The organism is Nocardia sp. NBC_01503 (assembly GCF_036327755.1).
In the GTDB taxonomy this organism is placed as follows: domain Bacteria; phylum Actinomycetota; class Actinomycetes; order Mycobacteriales; family Mycobacteriaceae; genus Nocardia.
Genome location: NZ_CP109596.1, coordinates 8,079,869 through 8,096,416 on the forward strand (window position 1 = coordinate 8,079,869; position 16,548 = coordinate 8,096,416).

At 67.6% G+C, this 16,548-nt stretch carries 17 protein-coding genes and 1 pseudogene; 8 read left to right on the plus strand and 10 right to left on the minus strand.

Annotation, left to right across the window (positions count from 1 at the left end; translation table 11 throughout):
* Positions 1 to 44 precede the first annotated feature (44 nt).
* Positions 45 to 1,295 carry a serine hydrolase domain-containing protein gene (locus tag OHB26_RS37405; protein ID WP_330181959.1) on the minus strand — a complete coding sequence of 417 codons (1,251 nt, stop codon included), beginning with the start codon at positions 1,293 to 1,295 and terminating at the stop codon, positions 45 to 47.
* Positions 1,296 to 1,425: 130 nt separating this feature from the next.
* Between OHB26_RS37405 and OHB26_RS37410 the strand changes: the two genes are divergently transcribed.
* Both OHB26_RS37410 and OHB26_RS37415 read left to right on the plus strand, forming a co-directional pair.
* Positions 1,426 to 2,811, plus strand: coding sequence for an alpha/beta hydrolase family protein (locus OHB26_RS37410; protein WP_330181960.1), 1,386 nt, complete (start codon positions 1,426 to 1,428; stop codon positions 2,809 to 2,811).
* Between the two features lie 26 nt (positions 2,812 to 2,837).
* Complete coding sequence (locus OHB26_RS37415) at positions 2,838 to 3,455, plus strand: class I SAM-dependent methyltransferase (protein WP_330181961.1); 618 nt, start codon at positions 2,838 to 2,840, stop codon at positions 3,453 to 3,455.
* Between the two features lie 25 nt (positions 3,456 to 3,480).
* Here the strand turns inward: OHB26_RS37415 and OHB26_RS37420 are convergent, their stop codons facing one another.
* The 4 genes from OHB26_RS37420 to OHB26_RS37435 all read right to left on the minus strand — a co-directional run bounded on the left by OHB26_RS37420 (position 3,481) and on the right by OHB26_RS37435 (position 6,826).
* Positions 3,481 to 3,882 (minus strand): VOC family protein, encoded by a 402-nt coding sequence (locus OHB26_RS37420; RefSeq protein WP_330185900.1) that lies wholly within the window; start codon positions 3,880 to 3,882, stop codon positions 3,481 to 3,483.
* Between the two features lie 165 nt (positions 3,883 to 4,047).
* Positions 4,048 to 4,254, minus strand: coding sequence for a hypothetical protein (locus tag OHB26_RS37425; protein WP_330181962.1), 207 nt, complete (start codon positions 4,252 to 4,254; stop codon positions 4,048 to 4,050).
* 32 nt (positions 4,255 to 4,286) lie between these two features.
* Positions 4,287 to 4,970, minus strand: a complete 684-nt coding sequence (locus tag OHB26_RS37430) for a response regulator (RefSeq protein ID WP_330181963.1) — start codon at positions 4,968 to 4,970, stop codon at positions 4,287 to 4,289.
* Positions 4,952 to 6,826, minus strand: coding sequence for a sensor histidine kinase (locus OHB26_RS37435; protein WP_330181964.1), 1,875 nt, complete (start codon positions 6,824 to 6,826; stop codon positions 4,952 to 4,954). Before OHB26_RS37435 ends, OHB26_RS37430 begins: the two co-directional genes overlap by 19 nt.
* Positions 6,827 to 6,988: 162 nt before the next feature.
* On the opposite strand from OHB26_RS37435, the gene OHB26_RS37440 reads away from it, so the two are divergent.
* From OHB26_RS37440 to OHB26_RS37450, 3 genes are read left to right on the plus strand one after another with little or no spacing between them, the layout of a single operon-like run.
* Positions 6,989 to 7,990: an ABC transporter ATP-binding protein gene (locus OHB26_RS37440; protein WP_330181965.1), complete on the plus strand. Its 1,002-nt coding sequence runs from the start codon at positions 6,989 to 6,991 to the stop codon at positions 7,988 to 7,990.
* Positions 7,980 to 8,870: an ABC transporter permease gene (locus OHB26_RS37445; RefSeq protein ID WP_330181966.1), complete on the plus strand. Its 891-nt coding sequence runs from the start codon at positions 7,980 to 7,982 to the stop codon at positions 8,868 to 8,870. The genes OHB26_RS37440 and OHB26_RS37445 overlap by 11 nt, the downstream gene beginning before the upstream one ends.
* A gap of 2 nt (positions 8,871 to 8,872) precedes the next feature.
* Positions 8,873 to 9,925, plus strand: coding sequence for an ABC transporter substrate-binding protein (locus OHB26_RS37450; protein WP_330181967.1), 1,053 nt, complete (start codon positions 8,873 to 8,875; stop codon positions 9,923 to 9,925).
* Positions 9,926 to 9,988: 63 nt separating this feature from the next.
* Here OHB26_RS37450 and OHB26_RS37455 read toward each other — a convergent pair whose 3' ends face one another.
* Entirely contained in the window at positions 9,989 to 10,372 is a 384-nt protein-coding gene (locus OHB26_RS37455) for an ArsR/SmtB family transcription factor (protein WP_330181968.1), read from the minus strand.
* Complete coding sequence (locus tag OHB26_RS37460; protein WP_330181969.1) at positions 10,372 to 11,046, minus strand: SRPBCC family protein; 675 nt, start codon at positions 11,044 to 11,046, stop codon at positions 10,372 to 10,374. The genes OHB26_RS37455 and OHB26_RS37460 overlap by 1 nt, the downstream gene beginning before the upstream one ends.
* Before the next feature lie 107 nt (positions 11,047 to 11,153).
* Here OHB26_RS37460 and OHB26_RS37465 point away from each other — a divergent pair, with 107 nt between their 5' ends.
* Entirely contained in the window at positions 11,154 to 11,612 is a 459-nt protein-coding gene (locus OHB26_RS37465; RefSeq protein ID WP_330181970.1) for a GtrA family protein, read from the plus strand.
* A 3-nt stretch (positions 11,613 to 11,615) separates the two neighbouring features.
* Here the strand turns inward: OHB26_RS37465 and OHB26_RS37470 are convergent, their stop codons facing one another.
* Together OHB26_RS37470 and OHB26_RS37475 are read right to left on the minus strand one after the other, a co-directional pair.
* Positions 11,616 to 12,644: a hypothetical protein gene (locus OHB26_RS37470; RefSeq protein ID WP_330181971.1), complete on the minus strand. Its 1,029-nt coding sequence runs from the start codon at positions 12,642 to 12,644 to the stop codon at positions 11,616 to 11,618.
* Between the two features lie 77 nt (positions 12,645 to 12,721).
* Complete coding sequence (locus OHB26_RS37475; RefSeq protein ID WP_330181972.1) at positions 12,722 to 13,321, minus strand: CGNR zinc finger domain-containing protein; 600 nt, start codon at positions 13,319 to 13,321, stop codon at positions 12,722 to 12,724.
* 88 nt (positions 13,322 to 13,409) lie between these two features.
* Here OHB26_RS37475 and OHB26_RS37480 point away from each other — a divergent pair, with 88 nt between their 5' ends.
* Positions 13,410 to 14,393: an MBL fold metallo-hydrolase gene (locus OHB26_RS37480; protein WP_330181973.1), complete on the plus strand. Its 984-nt coding sequence runs from the start codon at positions 13,410 to 13,412 to the stop codon at positions 14,391 to 14,393.
* Positions 14,390 to 15,610: pseudogene (locus OHB26_RS37485) on the plus strand (MFS transporter); the annotation flags it as partial. The gene OHB26_RS37480 and the pseudogene OHB26_RS37485, both read left to right, overlap by 4 nt.
* A 3-nt stretch (positions 15,611 to 15,613) precedes the next feature.
* Here OHB26_RS37485 and rarD read toward each other — a convergent pair.
* Entirely contained in the window at positions 15,614 to 16,489 is an 876-nt protein-coding gene (gene rarD, locus OHB26_RS37490; RefSeq protein ID WP_330185901.1) for an EamA family transporter RarD, read from the minus strand.
* Positions 16,490 to 16,548: the final 59 nt, after the last annotated feature.

Consider the following 16,548-nt stretch of genomic DNA (forward strand, 5'->3'; position numbering starts at 1 on the left):
CGTCCGGCCCCGCTCCCCGAACGGCAGGGCCGGACGCGCAGAGATCAGGCGGCGCGGGAGGCGGGGAGTTGGGTGGTGCGACGCGCCGAGCGCGCGCCCCGCACCACCAGCGGCAGCACCCATGCCGACGCGAGTTGGTCCGTGGTGAGGGAGGACAGGGAGAGGCGGTTGTGCACGAAACCCACCGAGAGGCCGCGGTTGGGGTCGGCCCAGCCGAAGGAGCCGCCCAGGCCGATATGGCCGAAACCCGCTCTGGCGCCGGGCATCGGGAGGGAGTGGTAGCCCATACGCCACATCATGGGGAAGTACATGAGAGCGTGGTCGAGGCTGTAGGTCTCGATGTGGCGCATGGTCTTCATGGTGGCGGGGCTCAGGAAGCGGCGGCCCTGGGACATACCGCCGTTGGCGAGTGCGCCGTAGAGGGTGGCGAGACCGGTGGCGGTGCAGACGCCGTTTCCGGCGGGGAGTTCGGTGTCGAGGATGGGTGGGATATCGCCCTCGAGGAAATCCTCCAGGCCGGGGAGGAACAGGGCGCGGGCGGCCGCGCCCAATGCGCCCGGAAGCGAATAGGCGCGGCCCAGCACCAGGGAGACGTAGGTGGTGCCGACGAAGCCCAGGCGACCGCCGTGCATGGTCGCGGCCGTGGTCGCGGAGGTGGCGGGCGGACGGCCGAGGTGGATGCCGTCGGTGCCGAGGGGTTCGGCGATCTCGGTGCGGAAGAGTTCGGCCATACCGCGCCCGGTGACCGCGCGCGCCAGACCGGCCAGCAGCCAACCGTAGGTCAGGGCGTGGTAGGTCGGAGTGCCCAGCAGGTGATCGGGTTTCGCGGCGGCCAGGCGCTGCTCCATCAGCTGGTGGTCGAGAATGTCGTCCAGGCCCGCGGCGATATCGGGGAGGCCGGACAGCCCCGCACGATGGGAGAGCAGGTGGCGCACGGTGATTCGCTCTTTGCCGTTGGCGGCGAACTCCGGCCAGTAGGCGGCGACGGGTGTGTCGTAGTCGATGAGGCCGCGGTCCGCCAGGCGGTGAATGACCGTTGCGGCAATACCTTTGGTGGCGGAGAAGACGATCGCGCCGGTATCGGCGGTCCAGGGGGTGGCGGGGGCGGATTCACCGGCCCAGATCTCCACCAGCGGGGTGCCGTGCAGGTGCACGGTGAGCGCACCGCCGGCACCGGGCTGCCCGCCCATCAGGCGTGCGAAAGTCCTTATCAGGGGGCCGAATTCGGGGGTCGCGTAACCGCCCACGCCGGTGGGTAGATCCGCGAGATCGGGGGCGGTGGCGACAGTGCTCATCGACTCACGGTACGAGCCGCGCCCGGGCGACGGCAATGGAATGAACCGGACAGTTACCGGGCATGGCCCAGAGGTTACCTCGGGTGTCGAATCGGTAATGCACATGTGACCCGCGCGTAGGCTCGGGATCATGCGTGCACTGCGGTCGCTCTCACTGGGCCTGTTCGTCGTGCTGGCCATGGTGGCGGCGGGCTGCTCGGACTCGAAGACCGAGACCTCACCGGTGGTCGGCGACTGGAACGGGAAGATCGAGATTCCGGATCATCCGCTCGAGGTCGGGGTCACCTTCGGCTCCGACGGCAAAGCCACCGTTGATATTCCGACCCAGGCGGTCGTGGGCAAACCCCTCACCGATGTCCGGACCGGCAACGATGACGTCGGCTTCACCGCCCCGGATTTCCCGGGCACACCCACGTTCAAGGGCAAATACGACAAAGCCTCGGACAGCATCGCGGGCGACTTCACCCAGTCCGGCCAGACGGTGCCGCTGCATCTGACGCGCGGACGCCTCGCCTCGATGGCCCGGCCGCAGCAGCCCCAACCGCCGTGGCCGTACCGGTCCGAGGATGTCAGCTATCGCAGCGGAGACATCACCATCGCCGGGACGCTGACCGAGCCGAAGACCGGCGGACCGCATCCGGCGGTCGTACTCGTCACCGGCAGCGGTGCGCAGAATCGCGATGAGGAACTGCTGGGGCATAAGCCGTTCCTGCTGCTCGCCGATACCTTCACCCGCGCCGGATACGCCGTGCTGCGCACCGATGACCGGGGTGTCGGCGGTACCGGCGGTGATCTGTCGCAGTCCGATTACCAACAGCTCGCCGACGATATCGGCGCCGGAATCACCTTCCTGCACGGGCGTTCGGAGATCGACGGCAAACGCATCGGTTTGCTGGGCCACAGTGAAGGCGGCTACCTCGCACCGCTGTACGCGGCGCGACCGGACAGCGGTGTGGCCTTCGTGATCATGCAGGCCGGACCGGCGGTCACGGGCGCGGATGTCCTGCTGGAACAGAATCGGATCATTCTGACCGCACAGGGCGCGACCCCCGAGCAGATCTCCGAACAGCTCGCCTACGTCTCCGGACTGGTCGATATCGTGCACACCGGTGATCTGGCGGCGGCCAAGAAGTACGCGCAGCAGCACAATGACAGCCTGCCGCCCGAACGCAAACAGCCCGAGGCCGCCATCGACCAACTGGTATCGCCGTATATGGCCGCGCTGATCAATTACGATCCGGCCCCGGCACTTTCGGCGCTGCGGGTACCGGTGCTCGCGGTGTACGGGACCAAGGATGTGCAGGTTCCGGCGACCCAGAGCGAGGGGCCCGCGCGCGCACTGCTCGCGGCGGATCCGGATGCCACGGTGCATGTCTTCGACGGGCTCAATCACCTCATGCAGCCCGCGCAATCCGGGCTGCTCACCGAATACGCCACCATCGGGACGACCGTCGACCCGCAGGTACTGGATATGTACACGAACTGGCTCACCCAGCGCTTCCCACCGAAACGCTAGGGCATTTCACCGAGAGAGTGACCGATATGGGTATCTACGAGAACCACGTCCTCCCCCGCATTGTCGATCTGTCCTGCGGGTCGGCCATGCTCGATCCGGTGCGCGAGCAGACCTGCGAGGGTCTGCACGGGCGGGTGGTGGAGATCGGCTTCGGATCGGGGCGCAATGTGCCGTTCTATCCGGGCGCGGTGGATTCGGTGACCGCCGTCGAACCGGTGGATCTAGGCTGGCGAATGGCGGGCAAACGACTGGCCGCCGCCACGGTACCGGTCGAGCGGTCCGGACTGGATGGACAGTCACTGCCGTTCGCGGACAACAGCTTCGATTCGGCGCTGTCGACCTGGACGCTGTGCACCATTCCCGATGCGGCGGCCGCACTGGCGGAGTTGCGGCGAGTGCTGGTGCCCGGCGGCACTTTTCACTTCGTCGAACACGGACTCGCTCCGCATGCCGAGGTCCAGAAATGGCAGCATCGATTGAATCCGGTACAGCAGCGGCTCTTCGGTGGCTGCAATTTGAATCGCGAAATTCGCGTCATGATCGAGAATTCGGGCTTCGAGATTCGCGAAGTGGATCACTTCTACGAGGGTATGGCCCCGAAGTTCATGGGCGCGCTGGCACGGGGCGTGGCGATCTCGGTGTGAGAGCGCCGACGCCCCGCTCCGGGTACTACCGCTCCGGCCAGCCACCGTACGGAACGGTGATCAACTCCAGGTAATGGCCGTTGGGATCGGTGAAGTAGATACCCCGGCCACCGTCATTGTGGTTGATCTCGTTCACGGCCTGCATACGCGGATCCGCCCAGTAGGTGAGCCCGCGCTCCTGAATCTTGCGGTAGGCCGAATCGAATTCGTCCTCCGAGACCAGGAAGGCGTAATGCGTGGGGTGAATGCCGCCAGGAATATCCGGCGGGCTCTTGGCGAAGTCGAAGGTGACGCCGTTATGCACCGGCAGTGCGATGAACGGGCCCCACTCCGCCCCCACCTCCAAACCAAGGATGTCCGCCCAGAATTCGGCGGTCTCCCGATTGTCCTTGCTCGCGACAATGGTGTGGTTGAACTGAATAGTTATGGGAATTCTCCTGTGTCCGTGGCGATCCCGACCCTGGACCGGTGCAAGTCGGCCGACAGGAGCACCGCCACGCCTTCGAAGTTAGCCAATGAACGGACGATCCGCCAACCATCCTGTGGCAGGCGTCACAGGATGGTTGAGGCGATCAGCTAACTCCGGGCCGCGCTACTTCTGCGCGGAGGCCGAGGCCGAGAACGTGCTGAGCAGGCAGATCACGCTCTGCGGGAACTGCTGAACGCAGACGGTGCCCGCCACGTCGGCGTTCTGCGTCGGAGCCTGGTCCAGCGGTACGGCCGAGGCGGTGGCGACGGCGGACAATGGCGCGAACAGCAGGGCGCTCGCCAGGACTCCGGCACGGAAACGATTGCGCATGAGGGTATTTCCTTCCGTAATGACTATCGATCTCAGCGTACGGGTCCGGCGGAGTACTCCTGCTCCGGACGACCGGTACTGCCGTAGCGCAGTTGCATCCGCACACCGCCGGTGCCGACCAGTGCCGCGAGATAGCGCTGGGCGGTGGCGCGGGAGATGCCGATGGCGGCCGCGACCTGTGCGGCCGACATGGGGACGGTGGCGCTCTGCACCGCTTGCAGCACAAGGTCTTTCGTGGGCGAGGCGACCACCGCGGACTGTGTCGCGGCACCGCCGGGGGACGCGCCGGGGCGCAGCGCGAGCAGGGCGGCATCGACCTCGGCCGCCGCGACCTCCGGGCCGGACAGGATCCGGCGGTATCGGGCGTATCCGGCCAGTCGGGACGCCAGTGCGGCATGATCGAACGGCTTCACCAGATAGCCGAGCGCCCCGGCGGCGAGCGCGGCCCGCACCGTCTCGGATTCGGTTGCGGCGGTGAGCATCATGGCGTCGAAGCGGATCTCGCGCACCAGCTCCACGCCCGAGCCGTCGGGCAGGTAGACATCGACCAGGGCGAGATCGAAGGCGGTCCGCTCGATCTCGGCGCGGGCGGCGGCCAGGGTGTTGACGACCGCGCCGACGCTGAATCCCGGTAGCGCCGAGACGATTCCGGCGTGCATATTCGCCACCCGGAAATCGTCGTCGACGACCAGGACGTTCAAATCTCCTCGGCCCACGCCGGTTCTCCCTCGGTCAGTACGCCCGGCAACCGGGCAATGAATTCCGCACCCAGCAAAGGCTTTTCGGCCGCAATCGACTCCCGCGCCGCACTCGGGTCCGTGGCGGCGGCGAGCTCCACCGACCCGATGACCGCATCGGGGCCGCGTACAGTGGCCATTCCACCGGGATACGCCAGCCAGACATCGCCGCCACGCGCTCGCGCGACCTGCCGCGAAAGCGCGAGCCCCACCCCGCGACCACCGGGTACACCGCCGCCCGAACGCGTCGAAACACCTTCGGTGAATACCGAATTCGCGAGGTTGTCCGGTACCCCGCCACCGCTGTCCGCCACCGTGATGTGCAACGCCTCCCCCTCCTGCACAAGTTCGACCTCGACCGTCGGTTTTTCACCCAGAGGGATCGCCGGATCACCTCCCGGTGAGGTCGCCGCATCCCCGCCGTGCCGTATGCCTCGACCTACCGCGGGATCCACGCTTCCGGCTGCGGTGCCGTTCTCCCGCGCGGCGTCGATGGCGTTGTCGAGGAGGTTGCCCAGAACGGTCGTGACATCCACCGGCGCAGCGAGATTCGCGGCGACCCAGGTGTTGGGGCCGAGGCGCAATCGCACGCCTTTTTCGCGGGCGTGCGCGGCCTTGGCGGCGAGGAACGCTTGCAGATAGTGGTCGGCGACGGCGTCCATCCCGGGCAGCACCGCACCGAGCGGACCGGAGCCGAGCAATTCCTCCAGAAGCGTCGCGGCCTCATCGCCGCGGCCGGTGTGCAGCAGACCGCTGAGCAGGTGCAGGCGGTTGGCGAATTCGTGGCGCTGGGCGCGCAGCACGGTGCTCATGGAGCGGACCGCATCCAGTTGGCGGGTAAGGGATTCCACATCGGTGCGATCGCGCACGCTCAGTACCGCGCCGAGGGGGCGTCCGTCGCGGGTCACGGTGCGCGCGGTGACCACGACTATGCGCTCACCCACCGCCGCCTGCACCGGCTGGCCGTCGGCGGCCCGGAAGGCTTCCACCACACGGGGAGTCAGACCTATCGCGTCGATATCCGCGCCGGGATCGACGGTGATGCCGAGCAGTCGCCGGGCTTCGTCATTGATGACGGTGACCCGCCAGCCGGAGTCGGCGGCGACCACGCCTTCGCCGATACCGTGCAGCACGGCATCCTGTTCGCGCACGAGTTCCGCGAGTTCGGATGGTTCGAGACCGAGCGTCAGACCGTGCCAGCGACGAGCCAGCAACACCGATCCGGCTATGCCCGCAAGCAGCGCGCCACCGATCAGGAGACCAGCGCGGCGCAGATCGTTCAGCAGTTGTTCGCGCACGGCCTCGGTGGAGATTCCGACGCTCACCTCACCGACCACGCGACCCGTACCGCGTTCCAGCACCGGCACTTTCGCACGCACGGATTCGCCGAGCGTCCCGTGTTCGCGAATCACCACCTCGGCTCCGGCGAGCGCCTTGGACGGGTCGGTGCTGACCATCTCGCCGAGCCGACTGCGCTCGGGATGCGCCAGCCGTATCCCCGCATCATCGGTGATGACCACGAACAATGCCCCGGTGCGCAATCGCGCGTCATCGGCGATGCGCTCCAATTCGCCCGCGGCGAGTTCATCCTCCAATTGCGGTCCGGGTCGTAATGCGAGATTGGCATAGCGCGCGACCTCGGTCCGCACATCCGGATCCGAGGCGACGGTCCGCGCGATGGCAAGGGCCCTTTCGCCGTACTCCCCCGACAGTCGCTGTCCGCTGACGTACGCGAAGACGCCGAAGGCCAGGCCCAGCGTCAATCCGACCACCGCGACCTGCAACAGCACGATCTGGGTTCGGAGACGAACCGAGCGGGGGCCGAGCGAGAACACTCGCGACAGCATAGACAATGCCCCGCAAACCCATGAGCAGAATGCGCTAAACGTCCGAATTGCCACTTGTGCGGGTAGCGCACACAAGGGGGTCCGGTGTGACCCGGGACACGTAACTTCTGTCCAACGCCGCAGGGACGCGGCAGGAAAACAGGAGTAGCAATGACTGATCCGCGCAGCGAACGCAGCGGCGAGCCGCTCATCGGACACAGCGGCGAGCCGCTCATCGGACACAGCGGCGAGCCGCTCATCAGACACAGCGGCGAGCCGCTCATCAGACACAGCGGCGAGCCGCTCATCGAACTGAGAGGCGCGACCAAGCGCTTCCCGGGAACGAACGGTGGCATTCACACCGCGGTGCGCGATCTGAACTTCACCGTCGCCCCCGGCGAATTCGTCGCCGTCGTCGGCCCCACGGGCTGCGGCAAGTCCACCACGCTCGCACTGGTCTCGGGCCTCGAGCCCGCCTCGGCCGGACGCACCCTGGTGCGCGGCAAGGACGTTCGCGGTATCCCCTACGGCGTCGGCTACATGTTCCAGCAGGACGCGGTGCTGCCGTGGAAGTCGGTCCTGGACAATGTGGCGCTGGGCCCGGAGTTCCGGGGTGTGTCCAAGAAGCAGGCCCGCGAACGCGCCGCCGAATGGGTGCGCACGGTCGGCTTGGCCGGATTCGAGGGCTACTACCCGCATCAACTCTCCGGCGGTATGCGCAAACGCGTTTCGCTGGCGCAGACCCTGGTGAACAATCCCGAGATCATTCTGATGGACGAGCCGTTCAGCGCGCTCGATGTGCAGACCCGCCAGCTCATGCAGGACGAACTGCTGCGCGTGTGGTCCGGCACCGGCGGCGCGAGCGACGGGCCCGGAGGCGGCAGCCCGCGTAACCACGGAGGGACCCGGGAGCGCCGCGAAGAGGGCAGAGCCGCGGTCATCTTCGTGACGCACGATCTGGAGGAGGCCATCGCCCTGGCCGATCGCGTGGTCGTCATGACCGCTTCGCCCGCAACGGTATGCGGTGATTTCAAGGTCGCCCTCGAACGCCCGCGCAATGTCGAACAGGTGCGGCTCACCGAGGAGTTCCGCGACCTCTACAAGGAAATCTGGGAAACGCTGCGCGATCAGGTCGATGCGGCACGCAAGAACGGAGCGGCTCGTGTCGCATGACGTGATGACCGAGATCGCCAAGGGCGCACCGGAGTTCGAGGTGGAGACCGAGGAGCAGATCCTGACCCGGGTGCGCAATCAGGCGCGCCGGGCCAAATTCCGCACCTGGGGACTGCGGGCGCTACTGGTGGCGCTGTGGCTGGGCTCCTGGGAGCTGACCGCCTCGCTGTGGATCGACCCGTTCTTCTACTCCAAGCCCTCGCTCATCTGGGACCGGCTGTACGAATGGTTCACCGAGGGAACGCAATTCGGCTCCATCTGGTTGCAGCTGTTCACCACCGTGCAGGAGGCCGTACTCGGCTTCGTCATCGGCACCGTCGCCGGTGTGGTGCTGGGCGTACTGCTGGGCCGCAGCCGCTACTGGGCCGATGTGCTCGCGCCGTTCATCAAGGCGCTCAATGCCGTTCCGCGTATCGTGCTGGCCTCGCTGTTCATCATCTGGTTCGGCCTCGGGCTCAGCTCCAAGGTGGCGACCGTGGTGGTGCTGGTCTTCTTCGCGGTCTTCTTCAACGCCTTCACCGGTGCGCGCGAGGTGGACGGCAATGTGATCAACAATGCCCGCATCCTGGGCGCCTCCAAGCGGCAGGTGCTCACCTCCATCGTGCTGCCGAGCGCGACCACCTGGATCCTGTCCAGCCTGCACACCGCCTTCGGTTTCGCGCTGATCGGCGCGGTGGTCGGTGAATACGCCGGAGCCAGTAAGGGTTTGGGCCTGCTCATCTCCAACGCGCAGGGCACCTTCGATGCCGCTGGCATCTACGCGGGCATGATCGTCATCACCGTGGTGGCGCTGGTCGCGGAGTGGATCATCGGTATCGCCGAGGGTCGACTGTTGAAGTGGCGTCCCTCGCAGGCCGCCGCGGGCCACGGCGGGATGTGAGCATGAGATACCGCAAGAGCCTGGCGCTCATTCTGCTCGCCGTCTCCTCGCTGCTGCTGGCCACCGGCTGTCGCGATTCGCGCACCATTCCGATGTCGAACGGGCGGCCACAGGTCACCATCATGGTCGGCGGCCTGGAGAAGGTGATCTACCTGCCCGCCATGCTGACTCGACAGCTGGGCAATTTCGAACGCAATGACATCGATGTGAAACTGCTCGGTGAGCAGTCCGGCGCGACCGCCGAGACCGCGCTGCTCACCGGCGATGTGCAGGGCGTGGTGGGGTTCTACGACCACACCATCGATCTGCAGGCCAAGGATCAGTGCCTGCGCACCGTCGTCCAATTCGCCGATGTACCGGGCGAAGTGGAGTTGGTCTCCAAGGATGACGCCGGAACCATCCGCTCCCCCAAGGATTTCCGGGGCCGGAACCTCGGCATCACCTCCCTGGGTTCGTCCACCGACTTCCTCACCCAGGCGCTGGCCGGACAGGAGGGGTTGCGGACCTCGGACTACACCAGGGTGAAAGTCGGTGCGGGACAGACCTTCATCGCCGGTATGAACCATGACGGGATCGACGCGGGTATGACCACCGATCCGACCGTCGCCAAGATGGTCAGCTCGGGTGATGCCCAGGTGCTCATCGATATGCGCAATGAGCAGGGCACCCGGGCCGCGCTCGGCGGGCTGTACCCGGCGGCCTCGCTGTACATGCGCTGCGAAACCGTGGACAGCCATCCCGAGATCGTGCAGAAGCTGGTGACCTCGTTCGTGCAGACGCTGCGGTGGATCAAAACGCATACGCCGCAGGAGATCGCCGCCAAGATGCCCTCGCAGTACGCGGGCGGCGACCCCAAGCTGTACGTGAAGTCGGTCGGCGATTCCATCAGCATGTTCAACGGCGACGGATTGATGAAACGTGAAGGGGCCGAGAACGTGCTGCGCATCCTCGGCCAGTACTCGCGCAATGTGAAGCCGGTGCGCGATCGCGTCGACCTCGACGCGACCTATACGAACCGGTTCGTCGAGCAGGCGCTGAAGCCGGGCGCGCAGTAGGACCGCTGGAATGCCCCGGGTGCGGCCGCGTCCGATGAGGGGGACGCGGTGGCCACCCGGGGTTCACGCGTATCTGGATCCGGCATCCCCCGTGGACCGATCGCCGCGGCGCTCCCGCTTGCCGCGGGCGATCTCGGTGGCCAGCGCGTCCAGCGGTTGTGCGAAGGGGTGCGTGCTCAGCGCCGCCAGCCAGTCCCGGGCCGCCGCGGTCGCGAGGGGATCGATGGCGTAGATCCGGCGGTTGCCCTCGGCGCGCACGCTGAGCAGTCCGGCCTCGCGCAGCACCTTGAGATGTTGCGAGACGCCGGGCTGCGAGATCGACGTGAACCCTTGCGCCGCGGCGACTATCGCCCCGGCGGGGAGTTCACCCGCACCCACCAGTTCGAGGATGAAGCGGCGCACGGGATCGCCGAGCGCATCGAAGATGCCGGCCGGATCGGGCTCCATCAGGACTCCGTACTGTCCTCCGGTTCGGCACTGCCCTCCGGTTCCACGGTGTAGAACTCGATCGTATTGTCTCGGGCCGCACGGGCTGCCACGGGATCGTCACCGTCGGCGATGGCCGCCTCCGACCAGCCGTCGGCCGCGGCCCGCACGAAGTCGATACCCGCCGGGGTGGTCGGCCACGGCAGTGCCACGGCCGGGTCCACCGCCGCACCGGATTCGGTATGCAGGCCCAGCGCCATGAGTGAGAGATCCCAGCCGACGCCGACCGCGCCCGGGCCGAATTGGGCCGCGAATCCCGGATCGACCTGCGCCTCGTGCACCAACTCCAGGACGGTGCCCGCGCCTTCCGGTGTGAGGGTGAGGGTCAGCCATGACATGGCCGGACCCATTTCCCAGGTCACCGCGAATTGGTTCGGCGCATCGCAGCTCTCGACAACGCCGCCCGCATTGCCCTGCGTCTGATACCGGCCACCCGGCTCGAGCTCACCGGTGACCGGCAGGAACCAGCGCGGCAATCGTTCGGGATTGGTCAGCGCGTCCCAGAGGTCGGCCTGATCGGTGGGGTAGGTCCGGCGAGCCACGGCGATACGGGTCGGCACGCCGTCCCGCGCACCGGTCCGCACCTCCCGGGTGACCAGTCCGGCGGTGGCTATCGGGTCTTCGAGCAGTGTCATCACGCCTCCTTCTGTATAAGTTTGAACTTATACTACGCGCATCGAGTTGGTTCTGCGCTCACCTGCCCGCCATCTCGCGATGTCATGTTGATCTCGTGCGGAAAGTCATGCCCGATACCCGGTTCCACCAGCTGTGCGCGGGAATCTCCGAGCGGCTGCCCTTCGGGCTGGAGCGGCTCGCGCCGCCGACCTTCGTGGGTTATCTGCTGGTCAGCGCGGTGTGCTTCGTATCGGATATGGCACTGCTGACCGTATTGCACAGCACGCTGCGGGTGCCGCTGCCGATCGCGATCACAGCGGGTTACATCACCGCGTTCGGGTTGAGCTATCTGCTGAACCGGACGCTGAACTTCTCCTCGCACGCGGCGGTCGGGCCGCAGCTCGCGATCTACGTCGTGGTGGTCGTGGTGAACTACCTGGTCTTCATCCTCGGCGTCAGCAGCGGGCTGGCCACGCTCGGGCTGGAGTATCAGCTCGCGCGGGTGGTCGGCGGGATCGGCGAGGGACTGTACATGTACGCGGCCATGCGCTGGCTCGTCTTCCGCGGTGCGATGTACCGCGAGTGAGACTCAGATGGTGACGGCGGCTGCGCGGATCGCCGCGTAGACCGATCGGCTCGGCCAGGCGCGAATCTCCAAGCGCTCCGGGCGGATTCCCGGTGCGGGACGCAGCCCGAGCAGGTTGACGACCACCTCCGACGGCACCACGAAATCGCCGAGCACGGTGTTGTCGTCGGCGAACCGTACGAAGGAGATGCAGTCGGTGCGGGGCAGCAGGACATCGAACTCGCCCTCCACCCAGGTGGTGAGGGTGAGCGCGTCGCGGCCGCGATCCACCAGCAGCGCCTCGGGCGCGAACGCGGGGGCGATGCCGTACGGCTCGAATCCCGTTCCGTACTCCTGCGATTCGTTCAAGGCCCGGCGCAGCTCGGCGGTCTGCGGTGCGTAGGCGTCGACGGTGAGCGCGCAGCGGGCCCGGACCGCGGCCGGAAGGCAGGGGTGCGGTCCCGCACGGTCGAAGGGCACCACCCGGCCCTGCCCATCGGTCGTATATCCCTGCGGTGACAGCGGATTCGCCGCCTGGTCGTAAAGCTCCGCGACATCCGCGAATACCTGATCCAGTAGACCGGGTTCATCGGCGACCAGCAGCAGGGCGTCCTGATCGGGGATGAACGCCACCGCGCGCCTGCCCCGATGGCTCATACCCGACAGCCACTCGGCGAGCAGCGGCAGTGAGGTGGCGTAGCCGTCGCTGTCGATCATGCGCAGATACGGACTCGTCACCGGACCGACCGAGGCCGCGGACGCGGCCAGGTTGGCGCGGGCCACCGCGAACACCCCGTCGGGCGGAACTCCCCACCGGCGCACCAGATTCGAGTCGACGAACGCGCGCTTGTCCGGCAGATCGAGCACCACCAATTCGTCGACGAACGGGAATATCTGCCGCCGCAGCAGACCGGCACCGGACGGTCCGGCGTGATAGCCGATCGGCCGCAGCACCGGGCGCAGCGACGCCTGGATCCGCGACCATGACGACACCTCACGACGATCGATACCGAGGTTGCCGGTGTTGCCGCCCTGACCATTTCGCGCACCCACCGCCACACCCTAAAGCGATCGGCGCGAGTCCGCTCTGCCCGAATCAGTCGCTAATCGGCCAGTGACCGCGACGGGCACTATAGCGATTTCACCTGGGTCCGACGGGCGTACGCGCGGGCGGCGCGCACCCGGTCGCCGCAGCGGGTGGAGCACCAGTGCCGGCGGCCGTGCCGCAGCAGATAGCGATTGCAGGGCGGCGAGTCGCAGGGGGTGAGGGACTCGGCATCGGGGCCGGTGAGCAGGTCGGCGGCGTCCGCCGCGAGGGTCGCGAGGGCGCGCTCGAGAATCTCGTGCGGCGGGCAGGCCGCCGCGCGATGCGGGCCGTCGCGCTCATCCCACAGCAGCAGCGCGGCGGTGGGGATGCTGGTCAGAGCGGTGTTGACTGCGGTCAGCGCGGTGGGGACGGGGGTCAGCCCCGCTATCCGGGCGGCGAAGAGCGATCTGATGTGTTCGCGCAGTGCGCGCAGTTGGGTCGCGCACATCTCCTGTACGCCCGCGTCTTCCGGGGCGAGTGCGTGATCGGCGAGCCAGCGGTTGGTCGCGGCGGGGGTGCCGAGCAGGTCGACGTAGTGCCCGCCGGGCAGTGCGATGGCGCTGTTGACGAAGTCGAGTGCGAGGTATCGCTCCGCGCCCGGGGCGGGCGGCAGCACCGACTCGACGGTCCCGGTCTCCCTCATGAGTCTCATGGTACCGGTTGCGTTTATCCGTGAGAAAAGCCTACTGTTCTCACGGATAGACCAGCTTTCATCCGTGAGGAGCTTCATCGTGACCACCGTCGGCACGCATCGCGAACAGATCCCCGTCCATGTCCTCGGCGGACCGACCGCCCTGTTCGAATACGGCGGGCTGCGCTTCCTCACCGACCCGACCTTCGACGCGCCCGGCGAATATCAGGGCGGGATGCTCACCAAGACCGCCCCCGCCGCACCGGTCGAACTCGGCCGTATCGACGTGGTGCTGCTCTCGCATGATGAGCATCCGGATAATCTCGACAACTCCGGACGGGCGCTGCTCGATACGGTTCCACTCACCCTCACCACGCCCGGCGGCGGGCAGCGGCTGGGGAATTCGGCTCGGGGACTGGCCGATTGGGAATCGATCGAGCTGGACCGGCCCGACGGCGGGACGATCACGGTGACGGGCGTACCCGCCATTCACGGACCGGGCACCCGCGCGGAGGTCGAGGCGGTCCTGGGCCAGGTCGTCGGATTCGTCCTCAGCGGAACGGATCTGCCCACGGTCTACGTCAGCGGCGACAACGCCTCGCTCGAGGTGGTCCGGGAGATCGCGGATCGTTGCGGCCCGCCGGACACCGCGATCCTCTTCGCCGGAGCGCCGCGCTTCCCGATCCTGTTCGACGGCGCGGCAATCGTTTTCGACAGCGCTCGAGCCGCGCGGGCCGCCGAGATCCTCGGCGCGCGCCGGGTGGTTCCGGTCCATTACGACGGGTGGGCGCACTTCACCGAGGGCCGCGCCGAACTGATGGCCGCCTTCGCCGCCGCCGGTCTGGCCGATCGCCTCGACCTGCGCGCGGGCAATATCGCCGAGGGTCCGACGCTGGAGCCGAAGCGATCCGGTGACGCGGCCCCGGAAAAGGACCGATCCGATACCGCGGTGCGGAAACCGAGCCGGTCCGATACCGCCGCGCGGGACCTCGGCCGATCCGACGGTGCCGCACAGGATCCGGGCCGATCCGATACCGCAGCGCAGGGCAAGGGCCGGGTCGGCGGGGTGGGAACGCGCTCGTGACCGTGTCCGTCACCGGCCGGGTCGCGAATCTTCCGGGAGCGCAGCGCCGTATCTTGATCGTGCTGGTGGCCGCCCAGATCCTGAGCGGCGCGGGCTTGGCAGCCGGGGTGACCGTCGGTGCGCTGCTGGCACAGCACATGCTCCGTTCGACCGGGCTCGCCGGTCTGCCCAGCGCCCTGGGTACCGCCGGGTCCGCACTCGCGGCCATTGCGGTGGGCCGGTTTTCGCAGGCTCGCGGCCGGCGGCCAGGGCTGGCCGCCGGGTATCTGGCCGGAGCCGTCGGCAGCGCGGGTGTGATCGCCGCGGCCGTCGCGGACAATATCGTCCTGCTGTTCCTCGCACTGTTCGTGTACGGCGCGGGCACGGCCACCAACCTGCAAGCCCGTTATGCCGGAGCGGATTTGGCCGCACCCGCGCATCGTGCTCGCGCGGTGTCGACCGTTCTGGTCGCCACCACGCTGGGCGGGGTGGTCGGGCCCAATCTCACCGCTGTCACCGGCGACCTCGCGCGCACCCTCGGCATCCCCTATCTGGCGGGGCCGTTCCTGCTCGCCGGGGTCGCGTACGGTCTGGCCGCCGCGGTGCTGGCGATCTGGTTGCGCCCCGATCCATTGCTGTTGGCTCGCACCATGAATGACGAGCTGATCGCCGCGACGGACCCGGGGCGGGGCGCGGCGGATCAGCCCGCGGTGCGGCGCTCCGGCGTTCTCGTCGGCGCGCTCATCATGGTGGTCACCCAACTGGTCATGGTGGCGATCATGACCATGACACCGGTCCATATGCATGATCACGGGCACAGCACCGCCGCCGCCGGGCTCGTCATCGGTATCCATATCGGGGCCATGTATCTGCCCTCACCGGTGACCGGATGGCTCGTCGATCGCTACGGCCGACTTCCGATCGCGGCCGCCTCCGGGGTGACCCTGCTGGCCGCCGGGATCATCGCCGCCACCGCCCCGGACGACTCCCTCCTCTCGATCACCGTGGCACTGACGCTGCTGGGGCTGGGCTGGAACTTCGGTCTCATCACCGGCACGGCGATCATCACCGATGCGGTGCCCCTGGAAACCCGGGCCGAAACCCAAGGCCTGGTGGATGTCTCGATCGCCATTGCCGGTGCGACGGGCGGCATGGCCTCGGGCGTCGTGGTCGCGACGGCGGGATACCCACTCCTGGCACTCGGCGGCGGGATTCTCGCACTGGCGATCGTGCCCGCGGCCCTACGAGCCGGTGGCGGCCCGCGCGGCGTTGCGGCTACGGCGCAAAGCGTCGAAGGTGAAGATGGCCAGGGCCAACCAGATCAGGGCGAAACCGGCCCAGCGCGAGGCGGGCATGGGTTCGTGGCCGATCAGCACACCCCAGGTGAGCTGTAGCGCGGGTGTCAGATACTGCAGGATTCCCATGGTGGACAACGGGACTCGCGGAGCGGCCAGCGCGAAGAAGAGCAGCGGAATGAGCGTGATCGGCCCGGAGACCATGAGCAGGGCCGAATGCGGGAGGCTGGAGCCGAAGGTGGCATTACCGGTCACAGCGAGGATGACCACCGCGATCATGGCGAAGGGCGCGGCCGCGATACCTTCCGCGGCGAGACCGGGTAGCGCGTCCAGGCGGATGACTTTCTTGATCAGTCCGTAGGTGGCGAACGAACAGGCCAGTATGAGCGCGATCCACGGCGGGCGCCCGTAGTCGACGGTCAGCACGATGACCGCGCTCGCGCCCAAAGCCAGTGCGGCCCACTGCACCCGGCGCAGCCGCTCCCGAAAGATGATGACGCCGAAGGCGACCGTCACCAGCGGATTGACGAAGTAGCCGAGTGCGCACTCGACGACCTGCGCATTGATGACGCCGTACACGTAGACGCCCCAATTGATGGACAGCGCAAGCGAAGCCGCCGCCGCGAGTCGCCAGGTGCGGGCGTCGATACCGCGCAATTCGCGCAGGCGTCCGGCGGCGAACAAGGCCAGCAGCGCCACACCGAGGGTCCAGAGGATCCGTTCGGCCAGCACCTCTACCGGATTCGCGAACTTCAGCAGTCCGAAGAAGGCCGGGAACAATCCCCACATGAAGTAGGCGGCGAAGCCGAACGCCACACCCACCTGACCGCCGGTGTATCTCCCGCGCCCGGTGCTGGATGATTCGGCTGGACCTGCCTCGG

Coding starts and splice junctions, on each gene's coding strand:
- OHB26_RS37405 (WP_330181959.1), bottom strand. CDS start 1,295: ATGAGCACTGTCGCCACCGCCCCCGATCTCGCGGATCTACCCACCGGC.
- OHB26_RS37465 (WP_330181970.1), top strand. CDS start 11,154: ATGCCCGATACCCGGTTCCACCAGCTGTGCGCGGGAATCTCCGAGCGG.
- OHB26_RS37425 (WP_330181962.1), bottom strand. CDS start 4,254: ATGCGCAATCGTTTCCGTGCCGGAGTCCTGGCGAGCGCCCTGCTGTTC.
- OHB26_RS37455 (WP_330181968.1), bottom strand. CDS start 10,372: ATGGAGCCCGATCCGGCCGGCATCTTCGATGCGCTCGGCGATCCCGTG.
- OHB26_RS37460 (WP_330181969.1), bottom strand. CDS start 11,046: ATGACACTGCTCGAAGACCCGATAGCCACCGCCGGACTGGTCACCCGG.
- OHB26_RS37450 (WP_330181967.1), top strand. CDS start 8,873: ATGAGATACCGCAAGAGCCTGGCGCTCATTCTGCTCGCCGTCTCCTCG.
- OHB26_RS37415 (WP_330181961.1), top strand. CDS start 2,838: ATGGGTATCTACGAGAACCACGTCCTCCCCCGCATTGTCGATCTGTCC.
- OHB26_RS37475 (WP_330181972.1), bottom strand. CDS start 13,321: ATGAGGGAGACCGGGACCGTCGAGTCGGTGCTGCCGCCCGCCCCGGGC.
- OHB26_RS37410 (WP_330181960.1), top strand. CDS start 1,426: ATGCGTGCACTGCGGTCGCTCTCACTGGGCCTGTTCGTCGTGCTGGCC.
- OHB26_RS37440 (WP_330181965.1), top strand. CDS start 6,989: ATGACTGATCCGCGCAGCGAACGCAGCGGCGAGCCGCTCATCGGACAC.